The organism is Tatumella morbirosei (assembly GCF_000757425.2).
GTDB lineage: Bacteria > Pseudomonadota > Gammaproteobacteria > Enterobacterales > Enterobacteriaceae > Tatumella > Tatumella morbirosei.
Window position 1 is genome coordinate 1,685,496 of the sequence record NZ_JPKR02000003.1, and the last position, 15,855, is coordinate 1,701,350.

Consider the following 15,855-nt stretch of genomic DNA (forward strand, 5'->3'; position numbering starts at 1 on the left):
GTAAATTCCGCAAAGCGGTAACAACGATGGATAAAGTATGAAGAACTGGAGAATGCTGATTCTGTGTGTAGCGATGAACGCTACTACTGCTATTGCAGCACCACAGATGGTTGATAAAGTCGCTGCGATTGTGAACAACAGTGTGGTGTTAGAAAGTGACGTCGATGACATGATGAGCACGGTGAAGACTCAGGCTAAAGAGGCCGGCCAGCAATTGCCTGACGATCAGACATTACGCCATCAGATCCTTGAGCGTGAAATCATGGACAGTATTATCACTCAGATCGGTCAGCGTGCCGGAATTCAGATAAGTGACCAGGAACTGGATCAGGCTATTCAGAATATTGCTGCACAGAACCATATGAGCATGGATCAGTTGCGCAGCCGACTGAGCTATGATGGGGTTAACTATGCAACCTATCGTAATCAGATCCGTAAGGAAATGCTGATCTCTACGGTTCGTAACAATGAAGTAAGAAGCCGTGTGACTATTCTTCCTCAGGAAGTCGATAACCTGGCAAAACAGATAGCAAACCAGAACGTACCAGGCACCGAACTGAACCTGAGTATGATCCTGCTACCTCTGCCAGAAAATCCTACTCAGCAGCAAGTGGATGATGAAGAAGCCCTGGCTAAAAAGCTGGTGGGTGAACTGAAGAACGGTGCAGATTTTGGTAAAATGGCCGTCACTTACTCTGCTGACCCACAGGCGCTGAAAGGCGGCAATATGGGTTGGGGGAAAATTGAAGAACTGCCGAGTCTGTTTAGCCAGGCACTGAGCACTGCTCATAAAGGGGATATCGTTGGCCCAATCCGCTCTGGTGTGGGTTTCCACATTCTGAAAGTAAATGATGTGCGTGGCGAATCTCAAAATGTTTCGGTCACCGAAGTCCATGCCCGCCATATACTGATCAAAGTATCGCCAATTATGTCTGACCAGCAGGCGCGTGCGAAAATCGAACAGATTGCTGCTGACATCCGTAGCGGTAAAATAACTTTTGCCCAGGCGGCAAGACAGTACTCTGAAGATCCCGGTTCAGCCAATCAGGGCGGTGATCTGGGCTGGGCCTCACCAAATATTTATGATCCTGCCTTCCGTGACGCGGTTATGCATCTGAACAAGGGCCAAATCAGCCAACCTGTTCGTTCATCTTTCGGCTGGCATTTAATTCAACTGATGGATACCCGTCAGGTAGACAGGACCGAAGATGCGGGTAAAGACCGGGCCTACCGGATGTTGTTTAACCGTAAGTTTGCAGAAGAAGCACAGACCTGGATGCAGGAACAACGTGCTGAAGCTTATGTGAAGATTCTGGATAACAATGGCTGACATACCAAGAATAGTGATCACTCCCGGCGAGCCTGCCGGGATTGGTCCTGATTTGACTGTACTCCTGGCCGGCCAGCAATGGCCGGCCGAATTAGTTGTATGTGCCGACAGACAGCTTTTGCTTGACAGGGCTGCACAACTGGGTCTGCCACTGACGCTGAGAGATTATCAGCCAGGTTCCCCGGCACAGCCCCAGCAAGCCGGGAGTTTAACTTTGTTACCGGTACCTCTGAATACCCGAACCATCGCCGGGCAGCTTTCTGTCGATAATAGTAATTATGTACTAAGAACACTGGCAACAGCCTGTGATGGCTGTCTGAGAGACGAATTTTCCGCACTGGTCACCGGTCCGGTACATAAAGGTATCATTAACGATGCAGGTATCCCGTTCACAGGGCATACTGAGTTTTTCGCAGACCGGGCAGGCTGTGAAAAAGTGGTAATGATGCTGGCAACCACAGAATTACGTGTAGCGCTTGCCACGACTCACCTGCCTCTGAAAGAGGTCTCTGCGGCGATTACCCGGGAGAATCTGCATGAGGTTATCTCTATCCTTCATCACGATTTGCAGCATAAATTTCATATTGCCAGCCCAACCATTCTGGTTTGCGGGCTGAATCCACACGCTGGTGAAGGTGGCCATATGGGCCGCGAAGAAATCGATGTGATTGAACCGGCACTGGAAGAGCTCCGACAGCAGGGAATCACCCTTATCGGACCTTTACCTGCCGATACCCTGTTCCAGCCTAAGTATCTGCAAAACGCCGACGCAGTGCTGGCGATGTATCACGATCAGGGCTTACCCGTGTTAAAATATCAGGGTTTTGGCCGGGCGGTGAATATTACCCTCGGCCTGCCATTTATCCGGACTTCTGTTGACCATGGAACAGCACTTGAGTTAGCCGGCCAAGGCCTGGCAGATCCGGGAAGCTTTATTACGGCGATTAACCTCGCCCTAAATATGATTAAGAGCAGTAATGAATAATCGCGTCCATCAGGGGCACTACGCCCGTAAACGTTTCGGGCAAAACTTCCTTAACGATCAATATATTATAGACAGTATTGTCTCAGCTATTCACCCGCAAAAAAGTGATGCGATGGTTGAAATCGGCCCCGGGCTCGGCGCTCTGACTGAACCCGTTGGAGAGCATCTGGATGCATTAACGGTGATCGAACTCGACCGCGACCTGGCAGCTCGTTTACAGACGCACTCGTTCCTCGGTCCAAAACTGACGATTTTCCAGCAGGATGCTATGACCTTCAATTTTGCTGAGTTATCAGCAGAACGTGGCCAGCCACTGCGGGTGTTTGGGAATTTACCTTACAATATCTCTACCCCGCTGATGTTCCACCTGTTCAGCTACCATGGTGCTATTAAAGATATGCACTTTATGCTGCAGAAAGAGGTGGTTAATCGTCTGGTCGCCGGCCCGGGAAGTAAAGCTTATGGGCGTTTAACCGTGATGGCGCAATATTACTGTCAGGTTATTCCTGTCCTGGAAGTTCCGCCACATTCTTTTACGCCCCCGCCTAAAGTCGATTCTGCGGTAGTCCGACTGATTCCGCATACTCAGTCACCTTATCCGGCAGTCAACGTCAAAGTGCTGAGCCGCATTACTACTGAGGCATTTGGTAAACGCCGTAAAACTCTGCGAAACAGCCTTGGACATCTGTTTCCTGAAGCTGTGCTGGCCGATTTAGGTATTGATAATAATCTGCGTGCAGAGAATGTGACTATTGACCAATACTGCCAGTTGGCACACTGGCTGACTGAACATCCGGAGCAACCTCAGGAGAGCTAAACCATGAGTGGATCCAGACGCGTTTACGTCCACGTACAGACGTTTTATGTAGCTTCACAGTCTCAACCGGAAGCCGAACGTTATGTGTTTGCCTATACTATTACTATACGTAATCTGGGGCATGACACTGTCCGCTTGCTTGAACGCTACTGGCTGATTACTAATGGTAATGGCAATGAAACCGAAGTTCGTGGAGAAGGTGTGGTCGGGGAGCAACCCGTGATAGCCCCTGGTGGTGAATATCAATACACCAGTGGTACTGTTCTGGAAACCCCTATCGGCACCATGCAGGGACATTATATTATGCAGGATGAACACGGCGAGCAGTTCCATACTCCTATTCCTGTATTTCGTCTGGCAGTCTCTGCCCAGCTCCATTAAGAATCACATCGCCGGTCTGCCTTCAGGACGGCTGTTTTACGTTGACAGGATTTTCATGAGTACCTATCTGATTGGTGATATTCACGGTTGCTACGCTGAATTTACTGCGTTGCTGAAAAAGGTCAATTTTGACCCATCAACCGATGAACTCTGGCTGACCGGTGATCTGGTGGCGCGTGGGCCCGATTCTCTGGCGGTATTACGTAAAGTGAAATCGCTGGGCGATTCGGTTCGTCTGGTGCTTGGTAACCACGATTTGCATATCCTCGCAGTCTACGCCGGAATCAGCCGCAATAAACCTAAAGATAATCTCGCTGCCTTACTGGCAGCTGAAGACTGCGACAGCCTGATCAACTGGTTGCGTCGGCAGCCTTTGCTACAGGTCGACGAGGAGAAGAAACTGGTTATGGCCCATGCCGGTATCACACCGCAGTGGGACATTGAAACAGCAACGGTCTGCGCCAGAGAACTGGAAGCTATTCTCTCCAGTGGAAGTTATCCGTTGTTCCTTGATGCGATGTACGGCGATATGCCTAATAACTGGTCTCCTGAACTCAGCGGTTTGTCCCGGCTGAGATTCAGTGCTAACGCACTCACCCGAATGCGCTACTGCTTCCCTAACGGTCAGTTGGATATGATTTGTAAGGACACTCCGGAAAAAGCCACACCTCCGCTAAAACCCTGGTTTATGCTAAACGGTCCGGTGCGCGATAACTATACTATTGTTTTCGGTCACTGGGCATCACTGGAAGGCAAGGGAACTCCAGACGGAATCATCGGGCTGGATACTGGCTGCTGCTGGGGTGGCAGCCTGACAATGTTACGCTGGGAAGATAACAAATATTTTCACCAGCCGTCACTGCAACGCAAAAAGAACTGATTCAATAACGTGTCAGCCCTACAGCAAGCTGTAGGGCTAAAGTAAACATCTCTACTTAAGTACGGCCCCTCTGCTGGCAATTACTGACTGATACCAGCCAAAACTCTTCTTACGATAACGTTCTAAACTGCCCTCTCCGTCATCATTTCGGTCAACATAAATAAAGCCATAGCGTTTCAAGAATTCAGCCTTCGATGCACTGACCAGATCAATAGGACCCCAACTGGTGTATCCCATAATCTCCACCCCGTCCTCCAGTGCCTCTCTGACCTGAAGTAAATGAGAGTTCAGATAGCTTATCCGGTAATCATCAATCACCTGATGATCTTCTGTCAGTTGGTCGCGTGCACCGAGACCATTCTCTACAATAAACAAGGGTTTATTATATCGATCCCACAGCAAATTCAGCAGTACCCGTAACCCCACCGGATCAATCTGCCACCCCCATTCTGAAGCCGCAAGATGCGGGTTAGGGATCATATTCAGTATGTTGCCCTGGCAAGAGTCATGAGCCGAGGCATCTGCACAGGCACAGCCAGACATGTAATAACTGAAGGAAATAAAATCAATACTGTGCTTCAGGGCCGCTTTGTCCTGATCCGTTATCTCCAGACAGATATTATTCTCGCGAAAATAGCGTTGCATGTAGCCCGGATACTCTCCTCTGACCTGCACATCACCAAAAAACAGCCAGTGGCGATTTTCACTCAGTGTCGCCCAGACATCCTCCGGTTTTGGGGTTAACGGATAGAGCAATCCGCCCAGCAACATGTTACCGATTTTGGCCTGCGGGATAATTTCATGACATGCCTGAACTGCCAGTCCACTGGCCACCAACTGATGATGGATCGCCTGATAGATATCATTAAGGCTGCTGTCTGCAGCAATACCTACCCCGGTTAACGGCGCATGCAGTGACATATTGATTTCGTTAAATGTCAGCCACAAACTGACACGCTGCCGGTAGCGCGTAAAGACCACTCTGGCATAGCGTATAAAAAACTCAATCACCTGGCGGTTACCCCAGCCACCGTACTCAGAGACTAATGCCCATGGCATTTCATAATGCGACAGGGTGACCATAGGCTGAATGTTATACTTCTCCAGTTCAGTGAACAGATTATCGTAATATGCCAGTCCGGCTTCATTAGGTTCACTCTCATCACCTCGCGGAAAAATACGCGTCCAGGCAATAGATAAACGCAGGCAGGTAAAGCCCATTTCAGCAAACAACGCAATATCCTGCGGATAGCGATGATAAAAATCGATAGCGATGTCTTTTAGCTGACTTTGTGTGGATGTCCGTAGATCAATTTCTCCGAAGATGCCCTTCGGTTGTACATCTGAAGTTGAAAGTCCCTTACCGTCTTCCCGCCATGCTCCCTCTGTCTGGTTAGCGGCAATGGCTCCTCCCCATAGAAATGATTCCGGAAACAAATTCATTTATCTCTCCTTAGATAGTGGCTGTCATCTTCCGGCACGGTGGCCGTTGTTCTGTTAACCGTCAGGCAGTATCCATACTAAAACTTCTTTGGTTTGCTGCCTGCCAGTGGATTATTATCTTTGCGTCGTTGCTACCGGTGATGTACGTGGTACCCCAAAGAAAAACGTTAACAGGCAGGAAAGTAACAGCGCTGTTATCGCTCCTACCACGGCCCCCCAGACAGAGAGGTCAACACCTTCAGCAGGAATCATCTGAGTGAACGAAAATACACTGACGAGTCCGAAAGACCAGACTTTTGCCTGGAACAACCCAACGATCCCGCCACCGATTCCTCCTGCAATACAACCCATCATAAAGGGTTTTCTGAGCGGTAACGTCACGCCATAGATTGCAGGCTCAGTAATACCAAACAAACCTGCAGTCACTGAAGTTCCTGCCAGCATCTTCAGCTTCTGCTCTTTGCAAGCCAGGAAAACACCCAAAGCAGCACCTGTCTGACCAAGCACAGCAGGCAGCAACAATGGAACAATAGTGTCAAAGCCGAGCATACTCAGGTTATTAATGGCCACCGGGATAAGTCCCCAATGCAAACCAAAGATCACACAGATCTGCCATACAGACCCCAGGAAAATACCGGCAATCCATGGCGCGATGTCATAGATCCACTGATAGCCCGAAGCCAGGCACTGACTGAGGAAGGTAGATAATGGACCTATCACCAGAAATGTCAGTGGAACTATCACCATCAGGCAAAAAAGTGGAGTGGCAAAATTACGGATAGAGGATGGCAGGCGTGGATAAAGCTGCTTTTCAAGCCAGCAGCATGCCCAGGATGCAAAAATAATCGGGATCACCGAGGAGCTGTAATTGATAAAGGTGAGTGGCAGGCCAAAAAAAGTATCAACTGCCGAGGGATCACTGCCATTACTCAGTGACATGATAACCGGATGAACCAGTGCCCCACCAATTGCCATCGTCAGGAACGGAGAACCGCCAAATTTCTTACCCGCCGTGTAACCCAGTACCAGTGGGAAAAAGTAAAAGAGTGCATCACTGGCGGCAAACCATATCTGGTAAGTGCCACTCTCCTGTGACAACAGATTAAGTGCCAGCGCTAATGCCAGAAACCCCTTCAACATCCCTGAGGCCGCCATCACACCCAGTACAGGGGTAAATATTCCTGAAACCAGATCAATAAAACGCGCCAGTAAACCAGCAGCAGGTTTTGAGGGTGCAGTACGATCGGTATCCTGTCGCACTTCTCCGTCACCGGCAAGAAACAATTCTATCGCCCGGAACACTTCCCCCACATGATTACCAATCACCACCTGGAATTGCCCACCACTTTCAACAACGGCCATAACCCCTTCCAGGGCCTTAACTTTGCTGGCGGCATCTAAAGGCGTTGATGCTAGTTTGAAACGTAACCTTGTTGCACAATGAACTACCGTCTGAATATTATTTTTTCCACCCACAGCTTCGACAATCTGCGTCGCCAGTTGCACATATCCTGTCATCCTAATCTCCCTGATTTACTGTGTAATTTCCTTATTTACTGTGAATATTCTCACCTACAGACTGCCCAACCCATTCCCCCCTGCCCTGACACAGATAATTACTCATCGTCCTGTCTGGCACCAGTTTTGCTAGATATTTTTATTCGTAGAATATTTATGATGTGCGACCAGCAAACAGTAGGTCATATTCAGATACGATGCTTAACAATTAAATGTCAAAGACCGACTACAGATTTCAAACACCTTCTCCGTAATAGTTAAAAGATAATGATTAATCTCTATAATTATGGAAAATTCCTATTGCTTTACTGTCGTCAACTTTCCCCAAAATAGCATTACAGGCTGGTTAATCCACTATTATTTACCGGGAAGATTAAAATTGTGAACAGGATCGTTTTATAAAAAGATAATTAAGGAGGGGTAAGCATCAACAGGCAATTCCGGCCGATAATGTATGCCTGCAGGAGATAATAATCGTCAGGGATCCGGCGATATACCGAATCCCCCAACATAATTAAGTACAAACTAACGGCGGCGCTCAAGAATTTCGAAGCAAAAACTGTGGGTATTATTACTGTCAGCATCATGGAACTCACTGAAAACCGAATGCCATTGGTCCGGATCGTAGTCAGGAAACTGGGTATCACCTTCCACTTCCGCATCGATGTGTGTCAGATACAACCGATCAGCTTTCTCCAGCATCTGAGCATAGATTTTTCCACCACCAATAACCATAATCTCAGAAGCATCCCCTGCCAGCCGTAAAGCGTCTTCCAGGGATGTCGCCCGGGTGACCCCTGCAGTCTCTCCCGGGGTACGGCTGATAACAATGTTCAGACGACCAGGAAGTGGTCTGCCTATCGACTCAAACGTACGGCGCCCCATAATTACGGGTTTGTTCAGGGTATGTTTTTTAAACCAGGCCAGATCGGCCGGTAAGCTCCATGGCATGGCATTATCCATTCCAATAATACGATCTGCTGCCATAGCAGCAATCAGACTAATCATTACGTTAACCCGCTCGAAAAATTGGCGACATCATACGGAAAGGCTTTGCCTTCGTCGATAGGCATTGAGACTATTTCACCGCCTTACGGGCCGGATCCCGGGTGAACTCACCGCTAACCTGTTTCCTCCGTCACGGAAAATATCCGCTTAAACAGGAAATTGGCTCGCAGCCCCACCCTCAGGTATTCAACCATAGCTGACCGCTTTGCATCGTCTAAAAATTATAATAAACCCTGACCAGATTCATATTACCCTGGTGGTCAGTATCGGAGGTAATGACGTACTCATAATCCACCTGGAAGCCATAATCCAGGGCAAAAGATATCCCTAACCCATTGTCTTTACGCTGATAGTTACGCCCTGTCACAAATTGCATGCGATCACCCATAAAATAGGGTTGTACTGACTGCAGAATATAACGCTGAACTGGCAGGTTATATCCGGCATAATATTCCAGCCCCCAGGCATCTCCCGCAAAATAATTATTAACATCAATACGATGGCTGGGTGCGAAATTCTGATACCAGCCCCCACCGGCGGCCAGCCGCCACTGCCCGGGACGCCAGCTGAACGCAGTTCCCAGCAAGTTCTGATTTTCGTTTTTATTTTCATGAAGTTGTGGGTTCCTCATCCGGGCCTTAGTGTAGTTCCATGCCATCCCCCAGTTCAGATCCGGTGTGATACTGTAATTAAAGCCCAGTGAACCACCACTCCGCCGCTTGTAATGAAGGCCATTACCCGGCAGGTAATCAACATCAGAAAACAGGTAGGCAACGTATAAACTGACATCGCCGAACTGATTCTGGTACCTCAACTGCTTCCGGGGCCGGTAAGAACCATCATAATCGCCGTTAATTCCGTTACCGGGTCCCTGTCCAAGCATATCGTAATCCCAGATATCGGTTTTAGCTCCCACCACATCATAATAAATACTATTGCGCTGACCGAAACTCAGTTCACCCCATTGTGAGCTGCGTAATGCGGTATACATCATCCTGCGTAATGTATTCCTATCCCCATCAGCATGATGATTATCCCAGTTCAACAACGCCGGGATATTCACTCCAAGTTCATAATAGTTTGTCCAAATCAGATCATCGGTAATACGGAAATCAGCAGTGAAACGAAAACGGCTTCCTCCATCGAAGACATTACGCTTATAGTTTTTCCCCTGCCCTCCGGTCATGTGGTTTATTTGCGGACGAATACTACCCCCGACTTTAAAATTTAACCGGCTAAGAACATCATTTTTTTGCGGATCAGTTTTAATTAATGTTATTTCTGCACGACCAGTTAATGGCAATAATAACGATAATATTGCAAACGACCCTGAGAATATTACGCAGCGACTTTTATTCATAGTTAACCCTGTCTAATATTAATTAATCTCACATGAGTAATCGTGTTCCCTGGTAAATCACCAGTAACAAATTATCATGGCAGAATGTAATTAATAATGAGGATAACGGGATACTTTGTCGGTTAAAGCAGGCAATCAATACACAATAATATTAAAAGATCACAGAATAAATACAGCGCTCATAGATAGTATGAGGTATTTTATTCCCGGCAGAGAGGTATTCATCTTAATGAAAAAAGGGCAGCTGTTAAGCTACCCTTTTTATATATTCACTACGGATTAGAAGTCGTAGCGCAGACGAACCAGGTTCAGGTCGCCAATCTTGTCAGTGCTGGACGTAAACATATGCTCAACGTCAACACGGAAGCCGTGCTGCAGCTGGAACGATACGCCCAGGCCATTATCAATACGCTGGTAATTACGGCCGCTAACGTACTGCAGACGGTCACCCATGAAGTAAGGTTGGATAACCTTAACGCCGTACTGATCAATATGGAAATTATATCCGGCGAAATACTCAATACCCCATGCGTTACCTGCGAAGTAATCGTTGAGATTGGATCTTTTAGTCAGCAGGAAGTTCTCATAGAAACCGCCACCAGCAGACAATACCCAGTTATCCGGATTCCAGCTCAGAGCAGTACCAAACAGGTTCTGGTTGTAATCACGGCCTTCACCGGTAGAAGGATCACGCATTGAAGCTTTGGTGTAGTTCCATGCGGTACCCCAGGTCAGATCCTTGGTGATATGGTAATCCGCACCTAAAGAACCGCCACCCTGGCGTTTGTACGCCAGGCCATTGCCCGGGTAGTAGCTTGAATCCGCAAACAGGAAGCTCGCATAGACATCAACCTGGTCTACCGATTTCTTATATTTCAGCATCTTACGTGAACGATACGAACCATCGTAGTCACCGTTAATACCATTACCTGGCCCCTGGGCTAACATATCGTCATCCCAGATGTCGGTTTTCGCACCGACGACATCATAGTAAACACTATTTTGTTGACCAATGGTCAGGCGACCCCACTCTTTACTGTCAAGACCGGTGTAAAGCATACGACGAGTCGTATGGTGAGAACCTTTCTGATAGTGGTTATCCCACTTCAATACCGCCGGAACGTTTACACCCAGTTCATAGTAGTTGATCCAGGTCAGATCATCATTGAAGTGATAGTTAGCCCCGAAACGAAAACGTGTGCCACCATCGAATCCGTTACGTTTATAAGATTTGTCGTTCACCCCTGTAGAATGGTTAAACTGAGGACGAATACTTCCACCAACAGTTAAATCCAGACGACTCAGTACGCTATCTTCAGGTACCTGAGGAACTAAATGGATCTCCGCCTGAGAGGCAAGAGGGAGCATCGACATTAGCACCAGGCCACCGGTTACAGATTTATTACGCCAGCTTTTCTTCATTAAGATTATCCACATGAATAATAAAATTTAAAGTTTTTTTTGTCCGGGGTATTGAGGCAAAGCAAAAAAATAACTAACACTTTCTAATTTTTGGATATGTCTGAACATACATATCGGAACATATCCTGTCAGAAAAACAAATATATTTATAGGGTAGAAAGTGCGATTTTTATCAAGAATATTTATGAGATAAGCGATCCTTGATATAAGGATCGCCTATATTACGCGAGGAGTATTACGCTTTTATTTCAGAATGCATTTCCTGGACAGAGATAACCCGATCTGTTGGATCAGCGTTTAAAGCCATTGCAGTTGCAAAACCACCATTCAGTGTTGTGTCATAATGAACTTTATATTGTAGGGCACTGCGTCTAATCAGGCGGGAATCTTCAATCGCCTGACGACCGGCAGTGGTATTAACAATATAGCTGTATTCTCCGTTCTTCAGACGGTCCTGAATATGTGGCCGACCTTCGTGTACCTTATTTACCAGGCGAGGATTAATTCCGGCCTCCCCCAGCACCACAGCAGTCCCATGTGTCGCATCCAGCTCATAACCAAATTTCAGCAGCTTCGCCGCCAGATCAACCACCCGTTGTTTGTCGCCTTCGCGTACCGATAACAGTGCGCGTCCGGATTTTTTCATGGTGGACTGTGCACCCAGCATTGCTTTAGAAAATGCCTCGGCAAAAGTACGTCCGACGCCCATCACTTCACCTGTTGAACGCATTTCCGGTCCAAGGATAGGGTCAACCCCCGGAAATTTATTAAACGGCAATACCACTTCTTTGACCGAATAATAAGGAGGGATGACTTCTTTAGTGACACCTTGTTGTGCCAGGGTCTTCCCGGCCATTACACGGGCCGCCACTTTAGCCAGTGCGACTCCTGTTGCTTTAGAGACAAAAGGTACGGTACGGGCTGCACGCGGGTTAACCTCAATCAGATACACTTCGTTATCTTTCACCGCAAACTGCACGTTCATCAACCCACGGACATTCAGCTCAAAGGCCAGGCTTTTCACCTGCTCACGCATCACATCCTGAATCTCCTGACTCAGTGTATAAGCTGGCAGAGAACACGCAGAGTCACCGGAGTGAACACCCGCCTGCTCGATATGTTCCATAATCCCGCCAATCAGGACCTGCTCACCGTCGCAAATTGCATCGACATCAACTTCTACGGCGTCATCCAGGAAACGGTCTAACAGTACCGGAGCATCGTTAGACACAGAAACTGCCGTCATAAAGTAGCGCTTCAGATCGATTTCATCGTAAACAATTTCCATCGCGCGTCCACCCAATACATAAGAAGGACGTACCACTAATGGATAACCGATGGTTGCTGCTTTTTCCACCGCCTGCTCCAACGCAGTCACAGTTGAGTTCGCCGGCTGTTTCAGTGACAGACGTTCTACCGCTTGCTGGAAACGCTCACGGTCTTCTGCACGGTCAATGGCATCAGGGCTGGTCCCGATGACCGGAACCCCCGCCGCTTCCAGGGCGCGAGCCAGTTTCAGTGGTGTCTGACCACCATACTGCACAATGACACCTTTAGGCTGTTCAATCCGGACAATTTCCAGCACATCTTCCAGAGTCACCGGTTCGAAGTAGAGGCGGTCTGAAGTATCGTAATCGGTAGACACGGTTTCAGGGTTACAGTTAACCATAATGGTTTCGTAACCATCTTCACGCAAAGCCAGAGCAGCATGTACACAGCAGTAGTCAAACTCAATCCCCTGACCAATACGGTTAGGGCCACCGCCAAGAATCATGATTTTTTCACGATCACTGTTTGGGTTCGATTCACACTCTTCTTCATACGTGGAGTACATATAAGCAGTATCGGTCGCGAATTCTGCAGCACAGGTATCTACGCGTTTATACACCGGATACAGATTATATTGCTGACGCAGTTTGCGGACTTCACTTTCCGCCACTCCGGCCAGTTTAGCCAGACGCTGGTCGGCAAAACCCTTACGTTTCAGCTGACGCAGGAAATCATAGTTAAGGCCATTGAGTCCCTGACGTGCTACCTGCTCTTCCAGACGAACCAGCTCTTCAATCTGAACCAGGAACCAGCGATCCACATTGGTCAGATTAAAGACGCCATCCACGGACATCCCCAGGCGGAAAGCATCGGCAATGTACCAGATACGATCACTGCCAGCGTCTTTCAGTTCACGGCGTATGCGGGTTAATGCTTCAGCATCATCCGGATCAACTTTCGGGTCAAAACCACAGGCGCCCACTTCCAGGCCACGTAATGCTTTCTGCATAGATTCCTGGAATGTGCGGCCAATAGCCATCACCTCACCGACGGACTTCATCTGGGTTGTCAGACGATCGTTACTGCCGGCAAATTTTTCGAAGTTAAAACGAGGAATCTTAGTGACGACATAGTCAATTGAAGGTTCAAATGATGCCGGAGTCAGGCCACCGGTAATATCGTTCATCAGCTCATCAAGTGTGTAACCCACAGCCAGTTTGGCCGCGATTTTCGCAATCGGGAATCCGGTCGCTTTAGAAGCCAGTGCCGAAGAGCGGGAAACCCTTGGGTTCATTTCGATGACAATCAGACGACCATTTTCGGGGTTTACCGAGAACTGCACATTGGACCCACCAGTTTCCACACCAATTTCACGCAGCACCGCCATCGAAGCGTTACGCATGATTTGGTACTCTTTGTCGGTCAGAGTCTGAGCGGGCGCTACCGTGATGGAGTCACCGGTATGAATACCCATGGCATCGAAGTTTTCGATAGAACAAACAATGATACAGTTGTCATTTTTGTCACGAACCACTTCCATCTCATACTCTTTCCAGCCAATCAGCGATTCATCAATCAGCAGCTCATTGGTCGGAGAGAGATCCAGTCCGCGTTCACAAATCTCTTCAAATTCTTCGCGGTTATAGGCGATGCCGCCACCGGTGCCACCCATAGTAAAGGAAGGACGAATGATGCACGGGAAACCGACATCTTCTGCAACCTTTAAGGCCTCTTCCATAGTATGAGCAATGCCGGAACGTGCGGTATCGAGCCCGATGCTCTTCATGGCTTTATCAAAACGGCGGCGATCTTCTGCTTTATCGATAGCATCTGCCGTTGCACCAATCATGGTGACACCAAACTCTTCCAGCACACCGTGCTTTTCCAGTTGCAGCGCACAGTTCAGGGCTGTCTGACCGCCCATGGTAGGCAATACCGCATCCGGACGCTCTTTTTCGATAATTTTGCGCACCACTTCCCAGTGGATAGGTTCAATATAGGTCGCGTCCGCCATATCCGGGTCAGTCATGATAGTCGCCGGGTTTGAGTTCACCAGCACCACACGATAGCCTTCTTCGCGTAAGGCTTTACAAGCCTGAGCTCCGGAGTAATCGAATTCACACGCCTGGCCAATCACTATCGGGCCGGCACCAAGGATCAGGATGGATTTTATGTCTGTACGTTTTGGCATTTATTGGCTCCTGATTACCTTTTACCGGAACGGAAAGTGTTAATTAAATCGATAAAGTGGTCGAACAACGGCGCAGCGTCATGCGGTCCGGGACTGGCTTCCGGATGGCCCTGGAAACTGAATGCAGGCTTATCTGTCCGGTGAATCCCTTGCACGGTATGGTCAAACAGGGATTTGTGGGTCACCCGCAGACACTCAGGCAGATTCTGTTCATCAACGGCAAAACCGTGGTTTTGCGCGGTGATCATCACGACATTCCGGTCCAGATCTTTCACCGGGTGGTTTCCGCCGTGATGTCCCAGCTTCATTTTTACCGTTTTAGCGCCACTGGCCAGGGCTAATAGCTGATGCCCGAGGCAGATACCAAATACCGGAATGTCAGTTGTCAGAAATTGTTGAATTGCGTTGATCGCGTAATCACAAGGCTCCGGGTCACCGGGACCGTTCGATAAGAAAATACCGTCCGGATTCAGTTTCAAAACTTCTTCCGCCGACGTTTTGGCCGGAACTACGGTTAACCGTACCCCACGGTCAACCAACATACGCAGGATATTGCGTTTGGCACCAAAATCATAAGCCACGACATGGTAAGGCAATTCGCTTTCATCTTTTGCCGCTGGCAGTTCATTCGCCAGCGTCCAGCTACCTTGCAGCCAGGCATAGGTCTTCTCAGTGGTAACTTCCCTGGCCAGATCCATCCCCTTCAGACCCGGGAAACTTTTCGCCTGTTGTAGTGCTACAGCCACATCCGGATTATCACCGGCAATAATGCAGCCATTCTGAGCACCTTTTTCGCGTAATAAGCGGGTCAATTTACGGGTATCGATATCGGCGATTGCAACAATGTTATGGCGGGAAAGATAGGCTGAGAGGTCTTCGGTACTGCGGTAGTTACTGGCAATTAGTGGCAGGTCGCGGATGACTAATCCCTGAGCATGAACCCGGGAGGACTCTTCGTCTGCGGGATTGGTACCAACATTACCGATATGGGGATAAGTAAGAGTGACGATCTGGCGGGAATAGGAAGGATCAGTAAGGATTTCTTGATAACCGGTCATTGACGTGTTGAAAACGACCTCTCCCACTGCCGACCCACATGCCCCAATGGCCCGACCGTGGAACTCGGTTCCGTCTTCCAGAACCAGGATTGCTGACTTTGTCAAAACTTCCTCCAGGGAATAAATAGTCACTATACCTGCATATTAATTCATGAATAGCACCTGAATCAATCCAAAAAACACCTTTCAGGTC

The 15,855-nt window shown here is 48.3% G+C and carries 12 protein-coding genes; 5 read left to right on the top strand and 7 right to left on the bottom strand.

From position 1 onward, the window contains the following. The first annotated feature begins 37 nt into the window (after nt 1-37). From surA to apaH, 5 genes are read left to right on the top strand one after another with little or no spacing between them, the layout of a single operon-like run. Nucleotides 38-1,330 carry a peptidylprolyl isomerase SurA gene (gene surA, locus HA49_RS10555; protein WP_038023128.1) on the top strand — a complete coding sequence of 431 codons (1,293 nt, stop codon included), beginning with the start codon at nt 38-40 and terminating at the stop codon, nt 1,328-1,330. Further along, entirely contained in the window at nt 1,323-2,315 is a 993-nt protein-coding gene (gene pdxA, locus HA49_RS10560; RefSeq protein WP_038023131.1) for a 4-hydroxythreonine-4-phosphate dehydrogenase PdxA, read from the top strand. The genes surA and pdxA overlap by 8 nt, the downstream gene beginning before the upstream one ends. Further along, nucleotides 2,308-3,132: a 16S rRNA (adenine(1518)-N(6)/adenine(1519)-N(6))-dimethyltransferase RsmA gene (gene rsmA / locus HA49_RS10565; protein ID WP_038023133.1), complete on the top strand. Its 825-nt coding sequence runs from the start codon at nt 2,308-2,310 to the stop codon at nt 3,130-3,132. The genes pdxA and rsmA overlap by 8 nt, the downstream gene beginning before the upstream one ends. A 3-nt stretch (nt 3,133-3,135) precedes the next feature. Then, the gene (gene apaG, locus HA49_RS10570; RefSeq protein WP_038023136.1) at nt 3,136-3,513 is read left to right on the top strand and encodes a Co2+/Mg2+ efflux protein ApaG; all 378 of its coding nucleotides are present in this window, start codon (nt 3,136-3,138) and stop codon (nt 3,511-3,513) included. Nucleotides 3,514-3,568: 55 nt separating this feature from the next. Next, a complete protein-coding gene (apaH, locus tag HA49_RS10575; RefSeq protein WP_038023138.1) occupies nt 3,569-4,393 on the top strand; it encodes a bis(5'-nucleosyl)-tetraphosphatase (symmetrical) ApaH in 825 nt (274 codons plus the stop codon). A gap of 51 nt (nt 4,394-4,444) precedes the next feature. Here the strand turns inward: apaH and ascB are convergent, their stop codons facing one another. The 7 genes from ascB to carA all read right to left on the bottom strand — a co-directional run bounded on the left by ascB (nt 4,445) and on the right by carA (nt 15,767). Next, the gene (gene ascB / locus HA49_RS10580; protein WP_038023141.1) at nt 4,445-5,836 is read right to left on the bottom strand and encodes a 6-phospho-beta-glucosidase; all 1,392 of its coding nucleotides are present in this window, start codon (nt 5,834-5,836) and stop codon (nt 4,445-4,447) included. A gap of 114 nt (nt 5,837-5,950) precedes the next feature. Continuing rightward, entirely contained in the window at nt 5,951-7,354 is a 1,404-nt protein-coding gene (locus HA49_RS10585) for a PTS transporter subunit EIIC (RefSeq protein ID WP_052752467.1), read from the bottom strand. Between the two features lie 525 nt (nt 7,355-7,879). Continuing rightward, a complete protein-coding gene (folA, locus tag HA49_RS10590; RefSeq protein WP_038023143.1) occupies nt 7,880-8,362 on the bottom strand; it encodes a type 3 dihydrofolate reductase in 483 nt (160 codons plus the stop codon). A gap of 214 nt (nt 8,363-8,576) precedes the next feature. Then, nucleotides 8,577-9,722 (bottom strand): porin, encoded by a 1,146-nt coding sequence (locus tag HA49_RS10595; RefSeq protein WP_052752468.1) that lies wholly within the window; start codon nt 9,720-9,722, stop codon nt 8,577-8,579. Nucleotides 9,723-10,001: 279 nt separating this feature from the next. Next, entirely contained in the window at nt 10,002-11,096 is a 1,095-nt protein-coding gene (locus tag HA49_RS10600; protein ID WP_245610191.1) for a porin, read from the bottom strand. A 283-nt stretch (nt 11,097-11,379) separates the two neighbouring features. Then, nucleotides 11,380-14,604, bottom strand: a complete 3,225-nt coding sequence (gene carB / locus HA49_RS10605) for a carbamoyl-phosphate synthase large subunit (RefSeq protein WP_038023148.1) — start codon at nt 14,602-14,604, stop codon at nt 11,380-11,382. A 14-nt stretch (nt 14,605-14,618) separates the two neighbouring features. Beyond that, complete coding sequence (gene carA, locus HA49_RS10610; protein ID WP_038023451.1) at nt 14,619-15,767, bottom strand: glutamine-hydrolyzing carbamoyl-phosphate synthase small subunit; 1,149 nt, start codon at nt 15,765-15,767, stop codon at nt 14,619-14,621. Nucleotides 15,768-15,855 lie beyond the last annotated feature (88 nt).

What these genes read in the sequence shown, in the direction of transcription:
- surA (WP_038023128.1), top strand. Translation starts at nt 38, where the DNA reads ATGAAGAACTGGAGAATGCTGATTCTGTGTGTAGCGATGAACGCTACT.
- pdxA (WP_038023131.1), top strand. Translation starts at nt 1,323, where the DNA reads ATGGCTGACATACCAAGAATAGTGATCACTCCCGGCGAGCCTGCCGGG.
- rsmA (WP_038023133.1), top strand. Translation starts at nt 2,308, where the DNA reads ATGAATAATCGCGTCCATCAGGGGCACTACGCCCGTAAACGTTTCGGG.
- apaG (WP_038023136.1), top strand. Translation starts at nt 3,136, where the DNA reads ATGAGTGGATCCAGACGCGTTTACGTCCACGTACAGACGTTTTATGTA.
- apaH (WP_038023138.1), top strand. Translation starts at nt 3,569, where the DNA reads ATGAGTACCTATCTGATTGGTGATATTCACGGTTGCTACGCTGAATTT.
- ascB (WP_038023141.1), bottom strand. Translation starts at nt 5,836, where the DNA reads ATGAATTTGTTTCCGGAATCATTTCTATGGGGAGGAGCCATTGCCGCT.
- HA49_RS10585 (WP_052752467.1), bottom strand. Translation starts at nt 7,354, where the DNA reads ATGACAGGATATGTGCAACTGGCGACGCAGATTGTCGAAGCTGTGGGT.
- folA (WP_038023143.1), bottom strand. Translation starts at nt 8,362, where the DNA reads ATGATTAGTCTGATTGCTGCTATGGCAGCAGATCGTATTATTGGAATG.
- HA49_RS10595 (WP_052752468.1), bottom strand. Translation starts at nt 9,722, where the DNA reads ATGAATAAAAGTCGCTGCGTAATATTCTCAGGGTCGTTTGCAATATTA.
- HA49_RS10600 (WP_245610191.1), bottom strand. Translation starts at nt 11,096, where the DNA reads ATGTCGATGCTCCCTCTTGCCTCTCAGGCGGAGATCCATTTAGTTCCT.
- carB (WP_038023148.1), bottom strand. Translation starts at nt 14,604, where the DNA reads ATGCCAAAACGTACAGACATAAAATCCATCCTGATCCTTGGTGCCGGC.